The organism is Actinoplanes sp. NBC_00393, assembly GCF_036053395.1.
Lineage (GTDB): Bacteria > Actinomycetota > Actinomycetes > Mycobacteriales > Micromonosporaceae > Actinoplanes.
In genome coordinates this window covers 82,430-106,594 of record NZ_CP107942.1, presented here as the reverse complement: position 1 = coordinate 106,594, position 24,165 = coordinate 82,430, and the positions used below count along the sequence as shown (strand labels likewise).

The 24,165-nt window shown below is 68.0% G+C and carries 21 protein-coding genes; 8 read left to right on the top strand and 13 right to left on the bottom strand.

Annotated elements, in window-relative coordinates; all coding sequences use genetic code 11:
• Nucleotides 1-22: 22 nt before the first annotated feature.
• The 5 genes from OHA21_RS00445 to OHA21_RS00425 form a co-directional block, all read right to left on the bottom strand.
• Nucleotides 23-733, bottom strand: a complete 711-nt coding sequence (locus tag OHA21_RS00445) for a flavodoxin (protein ID WP_328468938.1) — start codon at nucleotides 731-733, stop codon at nucleotides 23-25.
• Between the two features lie 137 nt (nucleotides 734-870).
• Nucleotides 871-2,184 (bottom strand): aldo/keto reductase, encoded by a 1,314-nt coding sequence (locus OHA21_RS00440; RefSeq protein ID WP_328468936.1) that lies wholly within the window; start codon nucleotides 2,182-2,184, stop codon nucleotides 871-873.
• A 504-nt stretch (nucleotides 2,185-2,688) separates the two neighbouring features.
• Entirely contained in the window at nucleotides 2,689-3,723 is a 1,035-nt protein-coding gene (locus tag OHA21_RS00435; protein WP_328468934.1) for an alcohol dehydrogenase catalytic domain-containing protein, read from the bottom strand.
• 125 nt (nucleotides 3,724-3,848) lie between these two features.
• Nucleotides 3,849-4,265, bottom strand: a complete 417-nt coding sequence (locus OHA21_RS00430) for a (R)-mandelonitrile lyase (RefSeq protein ID WP_328468932.1) — start codon at nucleotides 4,263-4,265, stop codon at nucleotides 3,849-3,851.
• Nucleotides 4,266-4,342: 77 nt separating this feature from the next.
• Nucleotides 4,343-4,501, bottom strand: a complete 159-nt coding sequence (locus OHA21_RS00425; RefSeq protein WP_328468930.1) for a carboxymuconolactone decarboxylase family protein — start codon at nucleotides 4,499-4,501, stop codon at nucleotides 4,343-4,345.
• Between the two features lie 163 nt (nucleotides 4,502-4,664).
• Between OHA21_RS00425 and OHA21_RS00420 the strand changes: the two genes are divergently transcribed.
• Together OHA21_RS00420 and OHA21_RS00415 are read left to right on the top strand one after the other, a co-directional pair.
• Entirely contained in the window at nucleotides 4,665-5,531 is an 867-nt protein-coding gene (locus OHA21_RS00420) for a helix-turn-helix transcriptional regulator (RefSeq protein ID WP_328468928.1), read from the top strand.
• A 424-nt stretch (nucleotides 5,532-5,955) separates the two neighbouring features.
• Nucleotides 5,956-7,011 carry an alpha/beta hydrolase gene (locus OHA21_RS00415; protein WP_328468926.1) on the top strand — a complete coding sequence of 352 codons (1,056 nt, stop codon included), beginning with the start codon at nucleotides 5,956-5,958 and terminating at the stop codon, nucleotides 7,009-7,011.
• Between the two features lie 304 nt (nucleotides 7,012-7,315).
• On the opposite strand, the gene OHA21_RS00410 is transcribed toward OHA21_RS00415, so the two are convergent.
• The 4 genes from OHA21_RS00410 to OHA21_RS00395 form a co-directional block, all read right to left on the bottom strand.
• Nucleotides 7,316-8,062 carry a FadR/GntR family transcriptional regulator gene (locus OHA21_RS00410; protein ID WP_328468925.1) on the bottom strand — a complete coding sequence of 249 codons (747 nt, stop codon included), beginning with the start codon at nucleotides 8,060-8,062 and terminating at the stop codon, nucleotides 7,316-7,318.
• A gap of 18 nt (nucleotides 8,063-8,080) precedes the next feature.
• Nucleotides 8,081-9,535, bottom strand: a complete 1,455-nt coding sequence (locus tag OHA21_RS00405) for an APC family permease (protein WP_328468923.1) — start codon at nucleotides 9,533-9,535, stop codon at nucleotides 8,081-8,083.
• Between the two features lie 104 nt (nucleotides 9,536-9,639).
• On the bottom strand, nucleotides 9,640-10,422 hold the full coding sequence (locus OHA21_RS00400) for a carbon-nitrogen hydrolase family protein (protein WP_328468921.1): 783 nt from the start codon (nucleotides 10,420-10,422) through the stop codon (nucleotides 9,640-9,642).
• A 393-nt stretch (nucleotides 10,423-10,815) separates the two neighbouring features.
• The gene (locus tag OHA21_RS00395) at nucleotides 10,816-11,613 is read right to left on the bottom strand and encodes an SDR family NAD(P)-dependent oxidoreductase (RefSeq protein WP_328468919.1); all 798 of its coding nucleotides are present in this window, start codon (nucleotides 11,611-11,613) and stop codon (nucleotides 10,816-10,818) included.
• A 59-nt stretch (nucleotides 11,614-11,672) separates the two neighbouring features.
• On the opposite strand from OHA21_RS00395, the gene OHA21_RS00390 reads away from it, so the two are divergent.
• Complete coding sequence (locus tag OHA21_RS00390; protein WP_328468916.1) at nucleotides 11,673-12,248, top strand: helix-turn-helix domain-containing protein; 576 nt, start codon at nucleotides 11,673-11,675, stop codon at nucleotides 12,246-12,248.
• 220 nt (nucleotides 12,249-12,468) lie between these two features.
• Here the strand turns inward: OHA21_RS00390 and OHA21_RS00385 are convergent, their stop codons facing one another.
• Nucleotides 12,469-12,981, bottom strand: coding sequence for a hypothetical protein (locus OHA21_RS00385; protein ID WP_328468915.1), 513 nt, complete (start codon nucleotides 12,979-12,981; stop codon nucleotides 12,469-12,471).
• Between the two features lie 571 nt (nucleotides 12,982-13,552).
• On the opposite strand from OHA21_RS00385, the gene OHA21_RS00380 reads away from it, so the two are divergent.
• Nucleotides 13,553-14,092, top strand: coding sequence for a hypothetical protein (locus OHA21_RS00380; protein WP_328468913.1), 540 nt, complete (start codon nucleotides 13,553-13,555; stop codon nucleotides 14,090-14,092).
• Between the two features lie 184 nt (nucleotides 14,093-14,276).
• On the opposite strand, the gene OHA21_RS00375 is transcribed toward OHA21_RS00380, so the two are convergent.
• Nucleotides 14,277-15,605: an AlbA family DNA-binding domain-containing protein gene (locus tag OHA21_RS00375; RefSeq protein WP_328468911.1), complete on the bottom strand. Its 1,329-nt coding sequence runs from the start codon at nucleotides 15,603-15,605 to the stop codon at nucleotides 14,277-14,279.
• A 184-nt stretch (nucleotides 15,606-15,789) separates the two neighbouring features.
• Here OHA21_RS00375 and istA point away from each other — a divergent pair, with 184 nt between their 5' ends.
• The 3 genes from istA to OHA21_RS00360 all read left to right on the top strand — a co-directional run bounded on the left by istA (nucleotide 15,790) and on the right by OHA21_RS00360 (nucleotide 19,089).
• A complete protein-coding gene (istA, locus tag OHA21_RS00370) occupies nucleotides 15,790-17,046 on the top strand; it encodes an IS21 family transposase (RefSeq protein WP_328468909.1) in 1,257 nt (418 codons plus the stop codon).
• Nucleotides 17,046-17,864 carry an IS21-like element helper ATPase IstB gene (gene istB, locus OHA21_RS00365; protein ID WP_328468907.1) on the top strand — a complete coding sequence of 273 codons (819 nt, stop codon included), beginning with the start codon at nucleotides 17,046-17,048 and terminating at the stop codon, nucleotides 17,862-17,864. The genes istA and istB overlap by 1 nt, the downstream gene beginning before the upstream one ends.
• 340 nt (nucleotides 17,865-18,204) lie before the next feature.
• Nucleotides 18,205-19,089: an IS5 family transposase gene (locus tag OHA21_RS00360; RefSeq protein WP_328468905.1), complete on the top strand. Its 885-nt coding sequence runs from the start codon at nucleotides 18,205-18,207 to the stop codon at nucleotides 19,087-19,089.
• A 246-nt stretch (nucleotides 19,090-19,335) separates the two neighbouring features.
• Here OHA21_RS00360 and OHA21_RS00355 read toward each other — a convergent pair whose 3' ends face one another.
• On the bottom strand, nucleotides 19,336-19,842 hold the full coding sequence (locus tag OHA21_RS00355) for a hypothetical protein (protein WP_328468903.1): 507 nt from the start codon (nucleotides 19,840-19,842) through the stop codon (nucleotides 19,336-19,338).
• Between the two features lie 78 nt (nucleotides 19,843-19,920).
• Here OHA21_RS00355 and OHA21_RS00350 point away from each other — a divergent pair, with 78 nt between their 5' ends.
• Nucleotides 19,921-23,442 carry a hypothetical protein gene (locus OHA21_RS00350; protein ID WP_328468901.1) on the top strand — a complete coding sequence of 1,174 codons (3,522 nt, stop codon included), beginning with the start codon at nucleotides 19,921-19,923 and terminating at the stop codon, nucleotides 23,440-23,442.
• Here OHA21_RS00350 and OHA21_RS00345 read toward each other — a convergent pair.
• Nucleotides 23,428-24,048, bottom strand: coding sequence for a response regulator transcription factor (locus tag OHA21_RS00345; RefSeq protein WP_203383740.1), 621 nt, complete (start codon nucleotides 24,046-24,048; stop codon nucleotides 23,428-23,430). The genes OHA21_RS00350 and OHA21_RS00345 overlap by 15 nt on opposite strands.
• Nucleotides 24,049-24,165 lie beyond the last annotated feature (117 nt).

Sequence of the window (24,165 nt, the reverse complement as noted above, 5' to 3'; positions counted from 1 at the left end):
TGCGGTTCTCCTGTGGCGGGTGTCAGCGGGTGAGTAGGCCGATGCGGCGCAGCCACGCTTCGACGGCGGCCTCGGCGTCGGTGACTTCCTCGCCGCGCACGGCGAGGCCTTCCCCGAGCATCGCGTCGGGGCAGGCTGCGGTGTAGTCGCGCTCGGCGGTGCCGAGACCGCTCATCGCGTGCGTGGTGAGCGGATGGATCGTCTTGCCGGCGAAGTCGAACCCCTCGACGAACGTTGTCATGATCATCGGTGCTCGTACGTTCCAGATGGGGCTGCCCAGCAGGATCGTGTCGTAACGCTCGATAGATGCGAGTGGGTTCCCGATGCCGGGCCGGGCGTCCGCGTTCTGTTCCTGCACGTTGCGCGCGACCGTGGGATCGTAGTCGTCCGGGTAGGGGTCGGCGGCCTCGATACGGTGCACGTCGCAGCCGATCAGCCGGCTGATCATGCCTGCCACGACCTCAGTGTTACCGATGGCCAACCGTTTACGTCCGCCGTTGAAGTAGTTCTCACCCGCGCGGGAGAAATACGCCAGCAACACCGTGCTGCCCGCACCAGAAGTGGATGCCGGGGCACTGCGAGATACGTCGCTGGGCAGGGCGGAGGCCGGCGTAGAGGTGGTCGCTTGCGAGTCGGCGCAGGCGTTGAGCACCGCCCCGGACGCTGTCCCGGCGACACCGAGCAGCACGCCTCGCAGGACAGCGCGACGCGGATGTCTGTTCATCGCATCCATGAGTTCTCCCAGGGACAAGGGCGGGCTGGAGTCGCCGGGACGAGACGCTCTCCTGTGGTGAGCGAGCTCGGTGCCGAAGGCGCTCAGCACCAGCCGGATGGCCGATGCCGGCCATCCGGCCTGCTGCACGGGCTATGTCAGGGCAGCGGGGCTTCGACGCCCGACAGTGCGAGCACCGGCGCGGGCAGCCGCTCACCGCGGATGGGAATTGCGTTCAGCGCGGTGGTGAACTCGCGCAGCTCGGCAGCGGTGAAGGCGAACTCCTCGGTGCCGATGTTCTCCAGCAGGTGCGAAGTCCGGGTCGCGCTCGGGATCGGCACGATCCACGGCTTCTGCGCCTGCAACCAGGCCAGGGACAGCTGGCCCGGGGTGGCGCCCTTGCGGACCGCCCACTGGTGCAGCAGCTGCACCACTGCCATGTTGGCCGGCATGTTCTCCGGCGAATGCCGCGGCACAAACGCCCGGAAGTCGCCCTCGACGAAGCGGGTGTACGGGTTGATCGTGCCGGTGGTGAAGCCGTACGCCAACGGCGCCCAGCACACGAACCCGATGCCCAGTTCCTCACACAGCGGCAGAATCTGCTCCTCTGAACCGCGCCACAACAGGTTGTACTCGTTCTGGATAGCCGCCAGCGGCTGCACCGCATGCGCGCGGCGTACCGTCTGCGGGCCCGGCTCGGACAGGCCCCAGTGCCGCACCTTTCCAGCCTTCATCAGGTCCTTGACCGCGCCCGCCACGTCCTCGATCGGCACCGCGGGATCGACGCGGTGCTGGTACAGCAGGTCGATATGGTCGGTGCGCAGACGCCGCAGCATGCCGTCGACGGCGCGTTTGATGTGGGCCGGTTGACTGTTGAGGCCCGGCAGCTGCTGTCCGGTGTCCGGATCGATGTTCCAGCCAAACTTCGACGCGATCACCACTTCGTCGCGTACCCGGCGCAGAGCCTCGCCGACGATGCGTTCCGATTCGAACGGCCCGTAGGCCTCGGCCGTGTCGAAGAAGGTGACACCCTGATCGAACGCGGTGCGGATGATCTTCACCATGTCCTGGCGGCTGCTGACCGGCCCGTACAGCCGACCCGTCATGGTCTGGCAGCCCAGGCCGATGCTGGAGACCTTGAGCCGGCCCAGCTTGCGGCGGCTGGTCAGCGTGGTGGCCGTGGCCGCCGGAGCGCCGTTGCCGGCGGGACGGCCGGCCGCCTGCGCGGCCGCAGCGGGACCCACGAGGCCGGCCACCACGGGAGCTGCCGCCACACCGGCCGTACCCATCAGAAACCGGCGGCGGCTGTTGTTGTCAGACATTCGGCACCTTCTCGTTGTCGCGATAGGGCGTGCTCGTAGCCCATGCAACCTGCATCCCCGGCCGACAGGGAGCCTTTGCTGAAAGGGGTAAAGACAGTGCCCCCTTACGACGGCACGAATCCGCGCGAGAATTCGCTCGGCCTGGTACAACTCGGGCTGATCGCTCGGCGTTCTCCGCGCCAGCTGCAATCTCTCGTGGCATAGCCTCATGGTTTGCCAGCCGGACCTACGGCTGGGCGCTCCCGCTCGGCCCATGGACGGCTGCCTGGTTGGGCGCTGATGCCCCCGGCGGAGATCAAGCGAACCAGCGCGCGCCCCGCGGACGCACGCCCTCAGGGCGCAGTCATGGTCTTGACGCCACCCCATGATGCGTGGGCAGGGCACCCCACTATCTGGCGACAGCTCCGACACGAGGGACGTTCACCCCGGTGGCTGCGGCTGCTCGTGGCCGAGGGCGGCCCGCCCATGCTCGACTCGGTTTTCCGGAGGAGTACAAGCCGGAAGCGGAAGCCCACTCCCTCGTCCTGGACGGGCCACGCAACGCCGGCGCCACGGTCGACTGGTTCTATCTACCTCAGCCCGCGTTTCACTGTGGGCTACTGACAAAGATGATTCCGTGGCCGGTCGGCGCACTGCCCGGCGACGGAATCGATCTCAGAATTGGACGAGGACCTTGAGAGCTTCGCGGTCGTCCATCGCCCGGTAGCCGGCCGGGGTTTCCTCGATGCCGATGACGCGGTCGAAGACCTTGCCGGGCTCGATCTTGCCGTCCAGGACGTCCGGCATCAGCTCTTCGATGTAGTGGCGCACCGGGGCCGGTCCGCCGGTCAGGGTGAGGTTGCGGCCGAACAGGTTCCAACCGATGTCGCCGTCGTTGTACTGCGGCACACCGACCCGGCTGATCACCCCGCCCACCCGGACCACGCCGAGGGCCTGCTCGTAGGCGGGCATGTGGCCCACGCACTCCAGGACCGTGTGGGTGCCGTCGCCGCCGGTCAGCTCGCGGACCTTCTCGATGCCTTCCTGGCCGCGCTCGGCGACGACCTCGGTGGCGCCGAACTCCAGGCCCAGGTCGGTACGGGACTTGTGCCGGCCCATCAGGATGATCCGCTCCGCGCCGAGCCGTTTGGCCGACAGCACAGCGAGCAGGCCGACCGCGCCGTCACCGATCACGGTGACCGTGGTACGCGCGTTGACGTTCGCCCGGATCGCGGCGTGGTGGCCGGTGGCGAACACGTCGGACAGGGTCAGCAGCGACGGCAGCAGCGCCGAGTCGGCCGCGACCGGCAGCTTGACGAGGGTGCCGTCGGCCTGCGGGACGCGTACCGCTTCGGCCTGGCCGCCGCCGATGCCGCCAGCGGCCCAGAAACCGCCGTGCCGGCAGGAGGTCTGCAGGCCCTCACGGCAGAAGTCGCAGGTGTTGTCCTGCCACGCGAAGGGCGCCACCACCAGGTCACCGGCCTTGATCGTGGACACGTCCTTGCCGACCTCCTCGACCACACCGAGGAACTCGTGACCCATCGGCGTGCCGCTCTCGTCGGCCGGCATCGAGTGGTACGGGTGCAGGTCGCTGCCGCAGATGCACGCCTGCACGATCCGCACGACCGCGTCGGTCGGGCCCTGCAGCGTCGGGTCGGGGACGTCGATCACGCGCACGTCGCCGGTGCCATACATGAATGTCGCACGCATCAGAGAACATCCGTTTCTTGAAAGTTGAACTGGTGGCTGCGTGTCTCAGCCGCCGATATCTAGCTAAACATGCAGCTCAGCGGCGTCGCAGGGCTTGTCGTGACGGGTACTGGCAGTACCTGTCATCAACTGCCGCTGGTCTCGTTGGCGGCCTTGTACTGTTCGTCGGTGACCGGCTCGAGCCAGGTGGTGGGGTCGCCGCCGTCCGGTTTGGCCTCAAGCATCGCGAGGTGGCTCATGAAGGTGTCCTCGGCGGCGCCGTGCCAGTGGTCCTCGCCGGGCGGGCAGATGACGGTGTCGCCGGCCCGTGCCCGCACCACGGCGCCGTCGCGGGTGCCGACCAGAGCAACGCCATCGGTGACGTGCAGGGTCTGACCGACGGCATGCGAGTGCCAGTTGGTGTAAGCGCCGGGGGTGAAGCGCACGAGGGCAACGGCCATCCGCGACGGTCCGGCGCCGTTGTAGATAGGAGTCATGTAGACGTCACCGGTGAACGCGGTGGCGGGAGTCTTGACGGTAGCGTTGACGTGCTTGAGTTCCATTGACGTTCCTCGGAGGTTAATTCTCGTCGGTGCTGAAAACCTGCTTGGCGACGCTCATCCGCGGACATCGCCTTGGGTCAACCGGCGTAGAAGGCCAGGTGGGTGATCGCGTCCTTGAGCTCGGTCTCGGTGAGACCGTTCTCCCGGGCGAAGCTCAGATGGAACGTGAGCTGCTCAATGTTGCCGCTGGTCAGCAGGGCGGCCACGGCGATCAAACTGCGGTCCCGCTTCGACAATCCCGACTTTCCCGTACCTCAGCACAGCGGCTCCCATGGTTGTGATCGTGGACAGGTTCACGTCATCCATGAAAGCGAGCGGAACGGGCCGCTGGGAGGGTTTGGCGAAGCAGGTAATGACAGGGCCTCTTTCACCGTTCACCCCGGTCGTAGCGTGCATGTCGTGGACAACAGGAACGACATCCGGGAATTCCTGGCCAGTCGCCGGGCCCGCATCACGCCTGACGAGGCCGGCCTGCCCGACTTCGGCGGTAGCCGCCGGGTCCCGGGGCTACGCCGCGCCGAGGTGGCGATGCTGGCCGGCGTCAGCCCGGACTACTACACCCGCCTGGAACGCGGCAACCTGGCTGGTGTCTCCGACAGCGTCCTGGACGCCCTGTGCCGCGCCTTAAGGCTCGACGAGGCGGAGCGCTCCCACCTGTACGACCTGGCCCGCGCAGCCGGCACCGGCCCGCGCGCCCGCCACCGCCCCGCCAGGCAGCAGGTACGTGCCGGCACTCAGCATCTGCTCGACGCGATGACCGAGGCGCCCGCATTCGTCCGCAACGGTCGCCTGGACATCCTCGCCGCCAACCGCCTCGGCCAGGCGCTCTACTCCCCCGCGTTCGACACCACGGCCCTCCCAGCCAATCTGGCTCGGTTCTGCTTCCTCGACCCTCGCGCCGAGAAGTTCTACCCCAGCTGGGACGAGGCCGCGAGCACCACCGTGGCACTGCTGCGCACTGAAGCCGGCCGGGACCCGTATGACAAAGCGCTGACGGACCTGGTCGGTGAGCTCGTCACCCGCAGCGACGACTTCCGCATCCGGTGGGGCGCCCATGAGGTACGCCTGCACCACACCGGCGTCAAAACCTTCCAGCACCCGATCGTCGGGCGCCTTGAGCTTGGTTTCGAAGCCATGCCTATGCCGGCCGACCCCGGACTCACCCTGACCGCCTACAGCGCCGAACCGGGCACCCCGGCCAGCGACGCGCTACGCGTGCTGGCCAGCTGGGCGGCGACCGCGGCCAGCATCTTCCCCACCGTATAGCAGGGGGAACCGGGTTTCATGTCTACCGCGGCGCTGGCCCGCACGTCGCCGCCGGACAACGGCAGCCCCGACTCGGCAAGGAGGGCCCCTGTGGTGAACCCGAACAACGCACACGCCTGGCGAGGCCGGCCATGAAGGCACGGTACGGCCTGAGTGCGCCGAAGCGATGCCCACCTCGAACGACACCCCGGAAGCAGTGGCCGCCCCCGCAAGGGTGGTTTGAGCCGCCGATGCCGGTGCCCGGATCAGCGTCTACTGCGGCGACAACATCCTCATTGAACCGACGGATATCGCCGGGCGCGACAACTGACGTACTCGGGATCGTCCCACCAGGGCTGACGAGATCATCCAATGTAGGAGTGATCGGTGATCCGCATGAGATCGCCGCGTACCCCCGCCGAGCAGAAGAGGAGCATTAACCGCGATGGAAGAGCCGCTACTGGCCCGACGCGCGCTGCTGCGCGGTTTCCTGGTCGCGGGTTCCGTTGCCGCCGTCTTTCCCGTGCTCACCGCCTGCACGTCGGGTGATGTGACCCCCAGGACCGCGGCCAGCACCGGGACGCCATCCGGGGCTGCGACGGGTCAGACCCCGTCCGGAACGGCTGCGGGCACGCACCCGCTTCCCCCGGAGATGGCGGTCGTCCCGCAGGAATTCTCCGGCGCGGCCGACCGGCAAGGGACGCTGGTCGAGCTGGGCTATGACACATACGAGTCGATGACCTATGAGCAGAAAACGCAGAAGCTCACCAAGCGTGCGATCGTCTACCTCCCGTACGGCTACACCGAGGAGAGACGGTACAACGTCTTCTATCTCATGCACGGCGGGTGGGGCAACGAGACGACGACACTCGGAACGCCCAGCACCCCGTCCGACTTCAAGAACGTGCTCGACAACGCGATCGCCGCGGGTCGGATCGAACCTCTGATCATCGTCTGCCCCACGTACAACAACACCAGCCCGCAGGACAGCGCCAACTTCGGGCTGGCCTTGACGCTGACCCAGAACTACCACCACGAACTCCTGGGCGACCTGATCCCAGCCGTGGAGAGCCGATACTCCAGCTACGCCGAGAACGTTTCCCCGGATGGCCTCATGGCCGCGCGCGACCACCGCGGCTTCGGCGGGTTCTCGATGGGCGCCGTGGCCACCTGGCGGACCTTCCAGTACGGGCTGGACTACTTCCGCTACTTTCTGCCGATGAGCTGTGGCACCTCGCTGGACATGGACAGCATCCTTGCCGCCGCACGGGGTCACGACCCGGCCGGCTACTTCGTCTGGGTCATTACGGGAACCGACGACTTTGCCCACTCCTACGACCAGGACCGGGTGGAGCTCATGCGGGAATCCCCGTACTTCACCGAAGCCGACAACGAGCAGGACGGGAACTTCGCCTTCCGCGTCAAGGACGGGTACGCCCATGACGGGGTCGCCGCGATGGAGTACACCTACAACGGGTTGCGCTGGTTCTGGAACCCGTGACGCCAGGAAACCGCGCGAGAGCATCTCGTGCAGGTCACTTACGAGATCCCGGGCGCCGCGGTGCGGTGGACGCTGACGAGAGTGGGCGCACTTCAAGGTCCCCGGGATCGGCACCCGGTGGGAGATCGGCAACGCCTCCGCCCTCACCGCGGTTCGGGCCGACCGCATCCGGGAGGCGGTCAAGATCTTCGACAGCGTCCCTTCCGGTTCCGGCGTGACCCGCTGAACAGACGTATCGACGTCGCGACGATTAGTGCCTATTCAGGCGATGCCCTTCGCATTCGCCTGCCGGTGGCTGTGGCTGTCAGTCCAGCCCGATATACATAGTCCGATGCAGGGCGGCGACATGCTCGAAGACGGCCTCCGCCGTGGCGGCCAGGTCGCGTGAGTCGAGGGCCGCAACGATCAACCCGTGCTCGCGGTTGCTGTCTCGCAGGGAGGCGATCGGGTACGGCAGGAAGTACGCGTAGAGGTCGGTGAGCGTCGAGGAGTACAGGTGCATCGCCGCCGGCAGGCCTGCGGCGGTGGCGACGGCGAGGTGGAAGCGCTCGTCGAGCACGTGGAACTCCGCCCAGTCCCGCGCGGCTGCCATCCGCTCGACGCACTCCCCCAGTACGGCCAGGTCCTCGTCGGTGCGCCGCACGCAGGCCCGCTGAGCCAGGCCGACCTCGAGTACGGCACGCTCGTCGATCAGCTGCCGGACCCGCTGCGCGTCCTCGCGGTAGGCGGAGATCTGGGTGACGGCGCCCTTCGGCGGGGCGCCGCTGATGTAGGTGCCGCCGTAACGGCCCCGGCGGCGCTCAACGACGCCGGCCTGCTCCAGTTCCTCCAGCGCGCGGCGGACGGTGATCTCGCTGACCTCCAGGCCCGCCGCGATCTCGCTCACGCCTGGGAGTCGTTCGCCGGGTGTGAGCAGACCGTGCTCGGCCGCGAGCGCGATCCGCGCCTTCACCGTGTCGACTGCACTGGTCCGCCGGATGGCCGCCACGGCGCGGCTGTTCAGCACCGTGACGGCCTCCTGCGGCGTTCTGTGCACCGGGCGGCTGGGCATGTCAGGAGCTTACGACCCCTACTCCGCCGCGAATGCCGCTCGGGCCCCGCGTTGACCGATGACGCACCCGACCAGAAAGACGGCTGGCGGCGCGAGGCCGAGGGCGATGCTGACGCCGACGCTGCCGCCGGTGACCATGGTGAAGTTCGAGACCACCAGCCAGGCGCTGGCGAGCAGGCCGAGAACGGCCAGCACCGGCGCGATCCGGGTCGTCCAGAGGCGGCCACCGGCCTGGCGGGGGTTGCGGGCGAACCAGACCAGGACGGCTATCGACGTCAGCAGCATCAGCAGCACCATGCCGACGGTCGAGACGCCGGCCATCGAGCCGAACACGCCGACCAGCGGATCCAGGCCGAGAGCGACGAACGCGACGAGAAGCACCGCGGCCGTGATGGTCTGTACGACCGAGGAGCGCGCCGGGGAGTGGTGACGCCGATGCACCGTGCCGAGGCCGGCCGGCATCAAGCCCCTCCGGGCAAGCACGAACTGGTAGCGGGCGACGACGTTATGGAACGAGAGCACGCACGCGAACAGGCTCGAGATGAGCAGGACCTGCATGACGTCGCGCAGCATGGTGCCGAGGTAGGTCTGTGCGGTGTCGAGCATCATGTTGCCGTTTCCGGCCAGGGTGTCGCCGGCCACCTCCACGGCGTTGCTCGGGCCGACGCCGGTGACGATCGCCCAGCACGAGATCGTGTAGAACAGGCCGATGATCAACACGGCGAGGTAGGTGGCGCGAGGGATCGTACGCTCGGGGTCGCGGGCCTCGTCCCGGAAGATCGCGGTCGCCTCGAAGCCGATGAAGCCGGTCAGAGCGAAGAGCACCGCCACGCCCAGTGGCCCGGAGGTGATCGCGTCCGGCGTGAAGGAGGTCAGGCTGTTGCCCTCCGCGCCGCCGGTGAAGAAGATCCGCAGGTCCATGACGACCACGATCGCGATCTCCAGCACCAGCGCGACACCGAGCACCCTGGAGCTCAGCTCGATGTGCCGATAGCCGAGCAGCGCGACGACCCCGACGACCGCGAGGGCGTAGACCCACCAGGGCACTGCGGGGCCGCCAAAGTGCTTGACCAGGTCATCGGTCGCCCAGCCGAGGTAGCCGTACACGCCGGCCTGGATCGCGGTGTAGGCGAGGAGTGCAGTGAGTGCCGCACCGGTGCCGGCGCGCTTGCCCAGGCCCATCGTCACGTAAGCGAAGAAGGCGCCGGCCACCGTCACGTACGGGGTCATGGTGACGAAGCCGACGGCGAACAGCAGCAGCACGGCGGACGCGATGAGGAAGCCGACCGGAGCGCCTACGCCGTTGCCGTTGCCGACGGCGAGCGGGACGTTGCCGCCGATCACGGTCAGCGGGGCGGCGGCCGCGATCACCATGAAGACGATCGATCCGACGCCGAGCCGGCCGGACAGATTGGCCGGGGCGGAACTGGTGCCCGGTGGGACCGGGGGGTTCGAGGTGTCAGGGACGGACATGGGCGTCATCCTTCGCGAAAGGGGCGCGCGGGCGCACGTCAGGCCACCGGTCCCGGAGGGCCCGGGATCGGATGTGCTTGCTGCGTGGTGCTTTGGGGGGACCGTCAGTACAGGTCGAAACGCCGGTCGGCCAGGTACGGGTTGTCCGCGCGGGCCCGGGCGACGATGTCGGTGTCGATGGTGGCCATCAGCAGGTGGTCACCGTGCTCGGCGCTCGCCAGCACGTCTCCGGAGGGCGCGACGATGCTGCTGCGGCCGACGTACTCGAGGGTCTGCTCGCGGCCGTCGTGGTTGACGTAGGCGACGTAGACCTGGTTCTCCCAGGCGCGGGCACGGATCACGTGCTCGGCGACGAACGCGAACGGGGTCATCTGGGCGGTCGGGACGGCGATCAGGTCCGCGCCGTTCGCGGCGGCCGCCCGGACGGTCTCGGGAAACTCGACGTCGTAGCAGATCAGCACCGCGATCCGGACACCGTGCAGCTCGACCATGGTCACCAGCTTGTCGCCCGGGGTGAAATAGCGCCGATCAAGACCACCGAACAGATGCGTCTTCCGGTGCCGGGCGAGCACCTCGCCACGCTCGTCGACGACGATCGCGCTGTTGTAAAGCACTTTCGTGTCCGAGCCGGACGACTCCGGTATCCCCGCGACGATCGCGATCCCGGCTTCTCTCGCGATCTGCCGAACCATGCCGATCAGATCCAGCCGGGCCAACTCGCGCACGCGGTCGCCGATGTCGTACCCGGTGAGGAACAGCTCAGGAGTGACCAGGAGCCCGGCCCCGGCCGCAGCCGCCTTGCCGGCGGCCTCACGCAGCTGAACGTGGTTCGCCTCGACGTCCCCGGGAACGCCGGCAGCCTGCAGACCCGCCACGGTCAGCTCCACGCCGCCTCCCCCACCCGCTTATTTGCTCAATATGATCAAATAACAAGGAGGGCGCGGTGCACAAGACCTTCGACTGTTGCGTTCTCGTAAAGCACGCCGCACCGAGCGTGCGGGCCGGGCCGGCAAGGTCTGTCGTCCATCGCCACCCGCAATGGCCCAAGAGGGCTGCCGCGTAGTTGTCCGGCGCGAGCCCGAGCTGCGACCCGATCGGCTCCCAACGCCTGCATCGGCTGGATCATCGGGCACTGGACGCCCGCTTAACGGCCAATCGGGGCCACGTCTGTCGGTCTGATTGTCATGCCGGGGATGCGTCGCTGGACGGTCGTTCCCCGACCGTCCAGCGACGCGATGCGGCCCGGTGACCGCCGAGCGCGACCGGCTGCTACTCGGCGTTCAGCGCCCGGTCTGCAGCGCGGACATGATGCTCAGCCCGGCGTCGTTCATGAATGCGGCGCCGGTGGCGAACGAGGAGTCGTCGCTGGCAAGGAAGAGCGCCATCCGGGCCATTTCGATGGGCTGGGCCATCCGGCCGAGCACCGACATGCTGCGCATGGTGGCCTGCATCTGTTGCTCGGTGACGCCGCGCGCGAGGGCTTCCTGCCGCTGGTGCTCGGCCATCGGGGTCCAGGTCATGCCCGGGTTCAGCGTGTTGACCCGGATGTTGTGCCGGCCCAGCTCGGTCGCGGCGACGCGGGTCAGCGCGACGACGCCTGCTTTCGAGGCGCAGTAGCCGGCCGAGCTGACCGCGACGAACGCGCCGGCCGAGGCGTTGTTCACGATCGACCCGCCACCCGCTTCGATCATGTACGGGACGACGTACTTCATCATCAGCCAGGTCCCCTTGAGGTTGACCTCGACGGTCTTGTCGAACGCCTCCTCGTCGATGTCGATCGTCGCGCGTTTGTTCTCCAGATCCACCCCGGCGTTGTTGAACAGCACCGTGGGCAGGCCGAGCTCAGCGACCGTACGCGCGGCGAGCTCACCAACCTCGCCGGCCCTGGTGATGTCGGCGCCGATCGCGATCGCGGTGCCGCCGTCCGCGCGGATCTTGTCGACCACCGGCTGTACCGCTTCGGCCCGCAGGTCGACGGCGGCGACCTTGGCACCCTCCGCGGCGAACAGCAGCGCTGCGGCCTCGCCCATGCCACCCGCGGCACCCGTGATGATCGCGATCTTTCCATCCAGTCTCATGCTGCCGACCTCCCACCTTCCAACCGGACAATGATGTCCGGTTGGTTATAGTGGATCATGTGAGCGTGTCGCGCAAGGAGAACCTGGGACCGAAAGCCGCAGCCGGCAACCGGCAGGCACTGATCGCCGCCGCCGCCGAAGTCTTCGCCGAACGCGGCCTGGACGCACCGCTGTCCGAGGTCGCCAAGCGGGCCGGCGTCGGCCAGGGCAGCCTCTACCGGCACTTCCCCGACCGGATCAGCCTCGCCCTCACCGCGTTCGAGGAGAACATCGCCGCCGTCGAAACCCTCGTCGCCGCGGACAGCACCACTTTGCGTGACGTGCTCGACCTGCTCACCCGGCAGGCGATCGCCTCGGTCGCCTTCATCCAACTGGTCGGCCCCGACGATGACGACGAGCGGATCGCCGCAGCCTCACAACGCATCCGGCAAGCTTTGTCCGGCCCGCTCGACACCGCCCGCGCAGCAGGCGAGGTACCACCCACGCTCACCGTCACCGAACTCGCCCTCGCCGTCGGCATGATGGCCGCCTACGTCGCCAAACGCCCGCCCGGCGACCGGCGCCGCTCCGCGGACGCCTGCTGGACCCTGCTCAGCGACGCCATCGGCCTCAAGGACACAACCACCAACCCCTGACCTGTACGCGTCACCGGCACCAGAACGACTTTGCCGCTCTCTGTATCGACTTGTATCGACGTACCTCAGGTTCTCTTCCGGCACTGCAACCTCGCCGTCACGCTGGCAGGCACCCGGGCGCCCTCCCCAACGAGGTCCCCGCGCTCGCCAAGGGGGCGGATGGCCGGCTCCCAGTGCGAAGCCGGGCGCCGGGGCCATCGTGCGACGGCCCCGGCGGTGTTCAGTGCGCGGCTGCCGGTTGCCGTTCGTCGGCGTCGAGCCGTGCCGTGTCGGCGCCGATCGTGTCGTCGGGTCCGGTGCGGTCGCCGGGCGCGCTGGGCTCCCCGCGGCGCTCACGGCGCTTGAGCCACTGGTCGACCCCGAGGTTGAGCAGCAGGCCCGCGGCGGCCCAGATGGCGATGGTCAGCAGGTTACGGCCGACGCCGACGCCGTCGAAGTAGGTCAGGGACCGCGCGGTGTCGACCGCCGCGGGCAGCGGTAGGACGTGTTGCAGGCTCTGGAAGAACTCCGGAACCATGTAGACAGACAGGCCACCGCCGGAGGCGGGCACCCCGGCCATCATCATTACCACCATCACCGGGATGATCGCGGCGAGACCGAGCGTGCGGGTGAAGACACCGGTGACCACGGAGACCGCGAAGATAGCGGTGGCGCCGAAGCCGATCGTCTCGAGTGCGTTGCCGTTGACCGCGCCGATGATCACGTCGAACAGAAACCACAGCCAGACCGCCATGCCGATGGCCCAGCCGCCCAGGAAGGGCAGGAACTGCCGCAGCCTGCGCAGGTGCGGGGCTCCGCGGCTTCTCTCGTCGGCCTGGATGGCACCCTGACGACGAACGGTTCGCTGTGGATGTCGCCAACGGTCATCGACGGAATCAGGGAGATATTCGGGTCCCGGAACACCACCTGCACATCCTTGAATGGTGCGCCGTTCCTTCGCCGGGAGACGGGTGATGTCGCGCCTGTCGAACGTGATCCGGCCACCGGCCGGTTCGACCAGCCAAGCATTGCCCGGCCGATGGCCGGCTTGCCGGAGCCGACTCGGTCAGGAGCCGCTGATCGACATGAAGATCCGCGCTACTCACTGTCACCGCTGGTTAACAGTCTGGCGCGCACTTCTGCCGATGACAGTGCATTTGGCGGCTCGTCAGCCGTCGTAGTACCGAAAAAGGCAGGACTCTTGGCCTTCCGGATCGACCCTGACTTCGGCCACGCCATGGTGGCAGTCGTGCCGTGCGCCGATCGCTGGCCACTGAGCTTGATGACCGCCGCGGGGGGCGGCCATCCGTCATTACTCTGGATCGATGCAAGGTCTTCTTCCGCTCCTGGGAGCTATGTTGGGCGCGCTGTTCGCGTTCGCTGGCGTCTGGTTGACCCAGCGCCGAACGGACCACCGATCCATGCAAGAACGTCGTGAACAGCGACTGCTTCCCGCCTACCTCCGCTATCACACGAGCCTTCGGGAGTGGGTCCGGGTCATCGAATCGCATGCCCGAGCCAGCGCGATGACAGCCGACCTGGATGAGCAAATGCGCGCCGCCTTCGAGCAGGCAAAGCTCGCCGGCTACGAGATGGACCTCATGGCACCACCCGAGATCGCGCGCGCCGCGGAGAAGGTCTTGGATCGCCTGCTGGAACTATCCGAGCTGCTGGGCTACCCGTTGCGTCTCTCAGCCCTGGAGCCGCGCGCCGAACCCTATTCACGGGAAGAGGTACGCAGAAGTTTGATCACGATCAGCGACGCCCGACTGGCCTTGATGGTGCTGATGCAGCAGGATCTCGGACTGCGCTCCAAGAACGACTCGGACATCGGGACCCGCGACGACCATCGGATGCTGCGCTAGTAGCGCTCCTCTCGTTGGTACCGACCGGCGCCTGCGTGACGGATCGTCGACGACCGCGATGATCGGCGTATCGAGCCACCTTTGCGTCACGCGCACGGCAGTTGCATTGTCCGGATAAGTAGCCGAGATGAGTGCACCTGTGAACTGGACATAGAAATCTTCGTTGTCCTTTCCTTTCGTCAGCCTATTGAGCTGTCAGGATCTCGACACCGAATTCTGCGGCCCACTGCCGGATAGGTGCCTGAACATCTCGATACCAGTACGGAAGACGGATCCCCCCTTCGCGGGTGACTAGCATCGTTTCCGGCGTCCCGAAGTCCTGGAAAAGGCCGTTAGCGAGCCGCCAAGTTGCTGCGACTAGGCCGGGCCCGTCAACCGCCAAGTCATCGAGGTCCGCGACGGAGTCGGAAGTCACATTGCCCTCAATGAATCCACGGCCGACCGGCTCATTCGGCCATCCGACGCTAGATACCAACATCAACTTTGTTGGTGTGCGAGTCCATACGGTGGCCTGCATGTTCGCCAAGCCGCCGGCACCTGCGGTGTCGCGGGCATGCCTGCCGAGGCGCCGTAATCCCGTGGCTATACCCATAACCAGCTGGTCACTGTCGACGAACCTTTCTTGTCGCTGGACGTCATCTCGGGAGACAGATTCGACACTCTTGGCGAAGGCGCCGCTGCCGTCTGCGTGTAACTCGCATACTTTGTTCGTGGTGGGCTGACTGATTTCGGGCGAGCTGGTTGCGACGAGTCGACGCCGGCGCACGGTGGACTGCATGAAGCCGCCCATCGGGATACCAAAGGCGCTGAGCTGGCGGCTCGCATTACCGAGCTGGAAAGCGTCGAACGCTGCGGTATCAATCGTCATCTCCCCGGGCATGTCAGGAACCAGTGTGATGACGACGAAAATACCTTCGCTCGCGAGCCGTGGGAGGAGTTCGGCCTCGATGGTCGCAACTCTTGCGAATTGATCGGCGAGGCCAGCGAATCGAACCCGGTACGCTTCCGCGATCTCCGCCTCGCCGAGCCAAATTTTCTCGGTGCCGACCCGCCTCGGGTAATACCTGGCACTTCCCTGCGGGGAGTAGGCGTGTGGCGCTGCGGTCGAGCGGGCAACCCAAATGATGAGGAAGCCATGGCCAGGATGTTCTGGGTCTTCAACGGGGATGACGTCGAAGGTGGGAGCTGGGTGAAGGTTGCCATATAACGTCTGGCGGAGACGCTGACGCTCGCTGTCCGAAACATCCACGGGACTGTAGCTGGCTGCGCGGGCCTGATCGTCCTCTTCAATGCCGATGACGATGACACCGCCGCCAGCGTTGGCCATCCCGCCGATGTCGCCGCACAAGTCTTTCTTACCCCTGTCCCCGGACGGGTAAGTGTCCCGCTTGAAGTCGAGGTCTGGGCTTTCACTGGCGTTCGGGATGAGACCACGAACCTGGTCGAAGGTGAGATTCGCGTTGATAGGGCCACCGAAAAGGCTTTCGAGCCTCCGGTTACGCAGTGACTGCATCGGATGATGATGTACCTGCGGCCCAGGACTGCGCAAAGCCGTTCATCCCGCCGCCAAAGCGCGGGCCAGAGGGCGATACGGATGAGCTCCGGTCGTTGGCGGCCGCTCGTGTCGCCGCTTCCTGAAGAGTGACCCCGTAGGGATCCGGGAAAGTTAACCCCCCTCCTCCTTGATCTTGGAAGGGGTGCTGAAGGTGGAGGACTGGGCTGAGATCCGTCGGCTGCATCGAGCCGAGGGCGTGCCCATCAAGGAGATCGCTCGGCGGCTGAAGATCGCCCGGAACACGGTGCGGTCGGCGTTGGCCTCGGACCGGCCGCCGAAGTACGAGCGGACGCCGCGAGGGTCGGTGACCGACGCGTTCGAACCGCGGGTGCGGGCGTTGCTGACCGAGTGGCCGCGGATGCCGGCACCGGAGATCGCCCGACGGATCGGCTGGCCGCACTCACTGAGCCCGTTGAAGAAGCTGCTGACCCGGATCCGGCCGGAGTACGTAGGTGTGGATCCGGTGGATCGGGTGGTTTATGAGCCGGGCCGGTTGACCCAGTGTGACCTGTGGTTCCCGGAACCGCGGATCCCGGTCGCGGCCGGGCAGGACCGGATGCTGCCGGTGCTGGTGATGACCCTGGCATTCTCCCGGTTCATGACCGCGGTGATGATCCCGTCACGGCAGGCCGGTGACATCCTGGCCGGGATGTGGCTGCTGATCCAGGGCGTCGGCCGGGTGAGCAGCACGCTGTTGTGGGACCGGGAATCAGCGATCGGCGGGACCGGCCGGGTCAGCGTCCCGGCGGCGACGTTCGCCGGCACCCTCGCCACCCGGATCCAGCTGGCGCCACCGCGAGACGCCGAGTTCAAGGGCATGGTCGAACGCGCCAACGGATTCCTGGAGACCTCGTTCCTGCCCGGCCGCACGTTCGCCTCACCAGGCGACTTCAACGCCCAGCTCGCGGAGTGGCTGCCGTTCGCCAACGCCCGCACGGTCCGCTCGATCCAGGGCCGGCCGGTCGACCTGCTCGACGTCGAGTATCCGTCGCTGCTGGTCCTGCCGCCGACGGCACCGGCGGTCGGGCTTCGTGAGCGGGTGCGGCTGGGCCGTGACTACTACGTGCGGGTCGACACCGTGGACTACTCGGTCGACCCGCGGGTGATCGGCCGGTTCGTCGACGTGACCGCCACGTTGGACACCGTCGCCGTCCACTGCGACGGCCACCTCGTTGCTTGGCATCAGCGGTGCTGGGCCAAACAGGCCGTGGTCACCGACCCGGGCCACAAGCAGACCGCCGCCGCTCTGCGGCGCGAGTTCGCCGAGCAACGCCGCCGCCGGCAGGCCGCGACCCGCTACCACGCCGACGGTCACGCCGTGAGCATGCGGGCGCTGCCGGACTACGACGCCCTGTTCGGCGTCGATTTCAACCCACCATCGGAAGCGAGTAACCAGTAGTGAGCACAGCGACGAAGAACAGAACACCAGCCCGGGCTGCGGCCGGTGACGGCCTCCCGTCCCTGATCGGCTATCTGACCCGGGTCCTCAAGACCCCCACCATCGCAGCGTTCTGGGAGGAACTGGCCGTCCAGGCCCGCGAGGAGAACTGGTCGCACGAGGAATACCTGGCCGCGGTGCTGCAACGACAGGTTGCCGACCGGGAGTCCAAGGGCACCACGATGCGCATCCGCACCGCCCACTTCCCGCAGGTCAAGACCCTGGAGGACTTCAACCTCGACCACCTGCCGTCGCTACGCCGCGACGTCCTGGCGCACCTGGCCACCGGCACGTTCGTCGCCAAGGCCGAGAACGTGCTCCTGCTGGGCCCGCCCGGGATCGGCAAGACCCACCTGGCCATCGGCCTGGCCATCAAGGCCGCCCACGCCGGCTACTCGGTGCTGTTCGACACCGCCAGCAACTGGATCACCCGGCTCACCACCGCGCATCAAGCCGGCCGGCTCGACGCCGAACTGAAGAAGATCCGCCGCTACAAACTGATCGTGGTCGACGAAGTGGGCTACATCCCGTTCGACCAGGACGCCGCCAACCTGTTCTTCCAGCTCATCGCCTCACGCTATGAACAAGCTTCGATCATGGTCACCTCGAACCTGCCGTTCGGCCGCTGGGGCGAGACCTTCGCCGACGACATCGTCGCCGCCGCGATGATCGACCGCCTCGTCCACCACGCCGAGGTCCTCACCCTCACCGGCGACTCCTACCGAACCCGCCACCGGCGAGAACTCCTCGCCAGAGAAACACGCACCAAACGCTCATAACCGCAGGTCAGGGGGTTAACTTTCCCGAACCCATAGAGGGTCAGATTTCAGAAAGCGCTGACAGCTCGCCCGCAGCGTCAGTTCGGGACGCCCACCAGTCCAACCGGCACCGGCCTTCGACGCGGTCCCTTGGCCTCGTCGTCTCGCAGCGACCACGCAGATCGCCAGCGGAAGGCGCTCGCGGCGGCTTGATCACGTGCACTCTTCTAGCCCGTGTTTCGTAAGGGCATCGATGTCACGGCGTGGCGGTGATCGATAACTGAAGAGGTCTCCGGTAGGTGGTTTAGCGACCAAGCAAAACCAGAGACCGACCGGAGACCTCGTGCCGAGCGTAGCGGCAGTGAGGCGCCATGACCTGACCGACTCGCAGTGGGCGGTGCTGCAGCCGCTGCTGCCTGTCGAAACAAGGCGCGGGCGACCACGCGTATGGGCCAGCAGGGACATCATCGACGGGATCCGCTGGCGGGTGCGGACCGGCTCGCCGTGGCGCGATGTCCCGCCGGTGTATCCGCCCTGGCAGACCTTGTACCGCTGGTTCAGGCGCTGGCAACGCGACGGCACCTGGACACAGCTGCTGGCCCGGCTGCAGTCGGTGGCCGACGCGGCCGGGAAGATCGACTGGACGGTGAGCGTCGATTCCACGATCAGCCGCGCCCATCAGCACGCCGCCGGTGCCCGCCGCGACGGGCAGGCGCAGAAGGAGCCGCCGGGTGGCGTGCAGACCGAGCCTGACGATCACGGGCTGGGCCGGTCCCGGGGCGGGTTCACCACCAAGACGCATCTGGCCTGCGAGCAGGGCCGTAAGACCCTCGCCATGGTGATCACCGCCGGGCAACGCGGGGACAGCCCGCAGTTCATCACCGTGCTGGAACGGATCAAGGTGTACCGGCTCGGCGGCGGCCGGCCACGGACCCGGCCCGACCTGGTGCTGGCCGACAAGGCATACACCAGCCGGGGCAACCGCGGGTACGCGCGCCGCCGCCGGATCCGGGTGTGCATCCCGAGCAAGGCCGACCAGGACGCGCACCGCAAAGCGAAGGGGTCCAAAGGCGGGCGGCCACCCTCCTTCGACCCGCAGGTGTACCGGCTGCGCCACGCGGTGGAATGCGGCATCAGCCAGCTCAAACAGCACCGGGCCATGGCCACCCGCTACGACAAACTCGCCGTCCGCTTCGAAGCCACCGTCACCATCGCCATCATCAACCAGTGGCTCCGCGCGTTATGAAACGCGGCCTAGCCGCCGACCGTGCGCGCCAGCCGGCGGAGATCCGTCACGCTTCGCTGAACTGCCGAGTTCAGTTGCGTTCATCGGCGCGCCGATGGCGCCATGCCCCGGGCGTGATTCTCTGCGCGCGTGATCGCTAGCACGAGCAAATCTTCAAGCTTGTCAGTGTCGAGCCGGCTAACCGCGCGCCCTGACGCCGTACGGGTGAGCGTGCCGCTCTTCGGCAGCGCGTACACCGCCCCGCGGTCAGAGCGATACGGCGGTGAGGGCGATGCCGGCCACAAGCAGCAGGCCCGGCAGGAGCAGCCAGAATTGTCGGGTGCTGCCGCTCAGGCCGCGGGTCCAGCGATAGAGCGGGGTTTGCTGATGTTCGCGGTCCGAAGTCGCGAGCAGGGTGCGTATCGACCGCGGCTCCCCGGCGAAGTGTTCGTCGTCGAGGGTGGCGCGCAGCAGCATGGCCCGGCGCCGGTTGCGTTCGTGCAGTTCGGTGTACCCGGCCGCGAAGATCAGCCCGATAGCGCCGACGATCGTGATCATCGCGCACGGGATCAGGTCGGCCCGATCCACGCTGCCGTCCCGGACCACCGCCGCCACCAGGACCGAAGCGATCACGACCATGAAGTTGACAACGGTGGAGCGCAAGGTCTCGGCGTGCCGGGCGTGCGCCTGCAAGTCCGTGTACAAGCCCCACAGGAGGTCCTTGCGCAGCTTGACCGCATCCGGGACGTCTTCCGCCATGCCGCCGTCCTCCACGTGCATAATCAGTCACTTCAATCGATGGCCCGCCGTCTCTAGATTGACGGTAATTCCTCTCTGGGGAAAGGCGAGGGCATGACGGAAAGCCGGCTCGAGCAGTGGGAACCGTGGGCTCAGATGCTTGGCGAGGTTGGCGCCCGGGCGCTGGCCCACGGCCTAGAGGCGACCTCTTTCACGCTGGAGCACATCCGGTGGTTCAACCTGGGTCGCAGCGGCAGCCCGGTCGCCCTGGTGGTCCGCAAGGACGGCTCGGCGCACGATCAGCTGGTGCTTAAGTTCGTGGATCCACCCCACGTCAACCAAAAGGTGCTGAGCCTGCGCGAGGCGTGGAACAAGTCCGACCCACAGTTTCGCCAACGGCACCTGGTCGAGGTCGTGGAGCCAGTGGTACAGGCGGGACGGTCGAGCGCGGTCTTCCAGCGGCTGGCGTACGGCGAGCTGTCGGCTTCCCGGCCGTTGGAGGATCTGCTCGGAATGAAGGGCTTCCGCAAGGCCTGCCAGGTGATCATGCAATCCGTCATCGCGGAGTGGAACGACAACAGCTGGGAGATCAGCTCGGACCCGCGGCTGGTCACCGTCGGTGCGGTGCTCGGCGCGATGGTGGGCCGCAAGGAACGGCGCGACACCGCCGTGGCTTGGGTGCACCGGTACGGCCCCGACCTCGGCGGCACGAACCCAGCCGACCTGCTGACTGGCCCGGAGTCCGGCACCGAGCTGCGCAAGCTGCTGATCGGCAGGGCGCACGGCGATCTCAACGCCCGCAACATCCTGGTCTCGGGCAAGCCCGGCGACTACGTGCTGATCGACTATGACCGGTTCCGGCTGAACGCCCCGCTGGCCCGGGATCCGATGCATCTGCTGGTCACGCTGGCGCTCGACGAATGGCAGTACCTGGCGCCCGCGCTGCGTGACGAACTGATCACCGTGTTCGTGGATCCACGGGACCGGGCGGCGAGCGAGCGGGTCCGCTATTACCGGGCGGTGTCCGCGGCGACCCGCGACGCGTGCACGTCGAGCGCTCGCGGCAGCGGCTTCGTCACCGAGTGGAACCAGCAATGCCTGCTGGGATTGGTCGCCGGCGCCCTGCTGCACATCGGGCGCGACCTGAAGAAGAATCGGAAGTTGACCGCGGGCCAGGAGCGGGAGGCCAAGGTCTGGTGCTACCGGCTCGCCCAGGCGGCGGCCGAACGCTACCGGCGCGAAGCCAAGCCTGCCCCCGTCGTGGCCAAGCCCCGGCCCAGCGGGCGGGGCGGCCGCGCCAGCCGGCAACAGATGGTGGACCGAGTAGCGGAGAGTGAGTTACTAAGCCGTCGCCTGACCGACGGGCCGCCCGGGGTCACCGTCCTGCGCGGCGCCCGCGGCGTCGGGAAGTCGGTCCTACTCGACCGGGTGCTCCACGAGCGCTGGATCGGCGGGCCGACGGTTGTCCCGCACGAAGTGACCGCGCACTGTCGGCTCGACCTCAGGACCCTGACCGGGTACCTCGAGAAGGTGCTGCGCGGGGGCGTGAAGCAGGAGCGGCCGGCCGCACCCGCCTCTTTCGTCGCCCTGGAGAATGCGCTGGACGAGCTGGGGGAGCGGCCGGTGGTGATCGCCGTCGACGGCGCCGAGCACCTGCTCGATCCCCGATCAGGGCGGCTGGCCGACGTGGACCTCGACGAGGCCCTCGAGATGATCGACCAACACCCCGATCACCGGGTCGTGGTGCTGCTGGCGACGCGCCGGGAGCTGATCTCGCCGGGGCACCGGTTCTGGCAGCGCCACGGCGCGGAGTTCGGTCTCGACCGGCTGGAACCGCCCGCCTTCCTGGAGTTCTTGGAGGTGATCGACCCGGACGACATGCTGGGGGTGCGGCGCTCGGACAAGCGATGGCAGGGGCACTTCTGGGCCGGAGTGCAGGGTAACCCCCGCAATGCCGAGCTGCTCTTCGCCACCAAGTTTCTCGATGACCGCTTGAACGTCCGGCGGTTCATCGAGGGGCTGCTTACCGGACCCGCGGACGACGTGCCGGACACCATCGTGCGGGCGCTGCTCGACTGCCTGACCGAAACGCGAACGGCGGTTCTGGAGGCGGTGGCGGCGCTAAGCACGCCGGTCGAGGCGGCCACCATCGTGGCGCTCGGCCCGGAGTCCGAAGATCCGGAAACCCTGACGGACGCGCTGTCCTGGCTCGAGGCTAGACGGGTGGTCTACCGTTCCGAGGATCGGCGGTACTGGCTGCCGGAGGACGACGCCGACGTGGTGCTGGAGCGGATGGCGGAGCGTGCCGATGGCGCGGGGCAGCGGGTGGACCTGCTGTGCCGGGCGGCCAACCGCCTGACCAAGCTGCGGACCAGGAAGCCCGCCGAGGTCGGCGACCTTCGGATCCATTTCGCGGAACTCGGTGCGTTGCTGCGCGCCGGTCAGTGGCGGTCGGCGTACTCCGTCGTCGAGGGCATCGATAGGATCGTCGGCCCGTGGAACGCCCGCCACCTGCTGCTGGAGCAGCGAACGACGCTGCACGAGCAGCTCGGGGACGCGCACCTGGAGATGTGCAACGACATCGCGCTCGGCGAGATCCACCGGGCTCAGGGCCGCTTCGCCGAGGCCGACCAGGCGTTCGGCCGCGCGCTGGGCAGTGCCAAGGCCCGCGGCGACGACCGCAATCGGCTGCGGATTTACGTAGACTTTGCCTCGCTCAACCTGACGTTCCACCGCACCGTGGAGGCGGCGGGCTACTACGAGCTGGCGCGTGACGAGGCCACCCGCCGCGGCGACCTGGTGACCCGGATGGGCGCGCTGGAAGGGCTGGCCGACTGCCACCGCCGGCACGGGGGCTTCCGGGCGGCGATGGCGCTGGCGCTCGAGGCGTTGAGCGTACCGTCGCTGGAGGGCTTCTCGCGCCGCGCGACCGACCGTGCCTTCGCCGCCACCCGTGTCGCGGCCCTGCGCACCAAGCTCGCCCGGTGGTACTCGGAGACCGGCAAGTGCGAGGACGCCCGCCGGTTACTCGCCGTCGCGGCGCAGGAGGGCGGGGCCTCGCTCGCGGCCGGGCTCGTCGTTGAGGCCGACCTGCTGTTCGACGAGAAGAAGTTCGACCGGGTCGAGCCGCTCGCCAGCCGCGCCGTCGCGCTGGCTCGGGAATTGGACGACCTCGTCGTGCTGACCGCGGCCCGCACGACGCTGGGCGTGCTGGCGTTGCGCGACGGCCGGTTTGATTCGGCTGGCAAGGAGATCCGCCGGTTGAGTCACTACCCCCGCCCGAGAGGCGGGTCGCTGATCATCCCGGCGATGTCGGCGCTGGTCGAGCGGGGCCTCGGCAGGGCATCGAGGGCGGCCTTCGAGGCCCTGCACGACGAGGCGCGGGAGCGGATCGGGTCGGATTCGGACGACTTCGCCGCCTACGACTTCCTGGCCTTCGCGCTGTGCGGGCTTGCGCTGGACGGCGCCGGCGGCCTCGAGTCGGCCGTGGCCGCCGTGCGCGACGCACGTGCCGCGCAGCATGATCCGGCTCCGGCGCTCGTCGACCGGATGGTGGTGTTGGTGGAGGCGCTGGACGCGACCGGCCGGCCGCGCGGGCAGCTGCGGCCGGTCCTCGCGGCGCTACCGGGCGGCTGAGGGGTCGACCGTCCGCAGCAGCCCCTGCTGTTGCGCCTTCATGATGGCCTGAAGCCGGTTCGCCGCGCCCATCCTGCGGTAAACGTCCTGCAACAGCCGGAACATGGCCCGCTCGGAATAGCCGACCCGCTCGGCGAGCTGCGCGACCGTACCGCCGGCCGCGAGCGCTTCCAGCCACGACACCTGGTCGGTGGTCAGGGTGCCGCCAGCGGCGCCGGTGGTGGCCGCCGCGATCCCGGCCGCCACCGCGACCGGCATGAGCACCTGGCCGTCGAGCACCGCCTCGATCGTCCGCAGCAGGGTGCCGCCAGTGGCCGCCCGGGACAGCACCGCCCGGGCGCCCGCCCGCACCGCGTGGGCGCCGAGCGGGCCGTTCTCGTCGTCGAGCAGGACCACCACCCGGTGGCCGCCGGCGACAAGTCGATGGATCGGCTCCCAGTGGTGCGGGGCCGCCACGGTCATCACGACGACGGCGGATTCCCGGCTGTTCGCCCACCCCAGCAGGTCGGCGGGTGCCTCCGCCGCCATGTGGGCGGTGGCCAGCGCGTGCACGACCCCTTCCGCGAACATCGGCAGCGGGTCCATTACGGCGATTTCGACCGGCACGGGCGCCCGGCTTCCTTCCTCACCGGCGGAACAGGCCATCAGCGTAGGTGGCGTGGATCGAGGTGACGACCCCCGATCGTATGGCAGCAACCTGTCATCCGAAGTCATAACTATGCC

Excerpts from the sequence above, each read along its gene's own strand:
- OHA21_RS00445 (WP_328468938.1), bottom strand. The coding sequence starts at position 733 with ATGGATGCGATGAACAGACATCCGCGTCGCGCTGTCCTGCGAGGCGTG.
- OHA21_RS00435 (WP_328468934.1), bottom strand. The coding sequence starts at position 3,723 with ATGCGTGCGACATTCATGTATGGCACCGGCGACGTGCGCGTGATCGAC.
- OHA21_RS00430 (WP_328468932.1), bottom strand. The coding sequence starts at position 4,265 with ATGGAACTCAAGCACGTCAACGCTACCGTCAAGACTCCCGCCACCGCG.
- OHA21_RS00415 (WP_328468926.1), top strand. The coding sequence starts at position 5,956 with ATGGAAGAGCCGCTACTGGCCCGACGCGCGCTGCTGCGCGGTTTCCTG.
- OHA21_RS00410 (WP_328468925.1), bottom strand. The coding sequence starts at position 8,062 with ATGCCCAGCCGCCCGGTGCACAGAACGCCGCAGGAGGCCGTCACGGTG.
- OHA21_RS00405 (WP_328468923.1), bottom strand. The coding sequence starts at position 9,535 with ATGTCCGTCCCTGACACCTCGAACCCCCCGGTCCCACCGGGCACCAGT.
- OHA21_RS00395 (WP_328468919.1), bottom strand. The coding sequence starts at position 11,613 with ATGAGACTGGATGGAAAGATCGCGATCATCACGGGTGCCGCGGGTGGC.
- OHA21_RS00385 (WP_328468915.1), bottom strand. The coding sequence starts at position 12,981 with ATGGCGGTCTGGCTGTGGTTTCTGTTCGACGTGATCATCGGCGCGGTC.
- OHA21_RS00380 (WP_328468913.1), top strand. The coding sequence starts at position 13,553 with ATGCAAGGTCTTCTTCCGCTCCTGGGAGCTATGTTGGGCGCGCTGTTC.
- OHA21_RS00375 (WP_328468911.1), bottom strand. The coding sequence starts at position 15,605 with ATGCAGTCACTGCGTAACCGGAGGCTCGAAAGCCTTTTCGGTGGCCCT.
- OHA21_RS00350 (WP_328468901.1), top strand. The coding sequence starts at position 19,921 with ATGACGGAAAGCCGGCTCGAGCAGTGGGAACCGTGGGCTCAGATGCTT.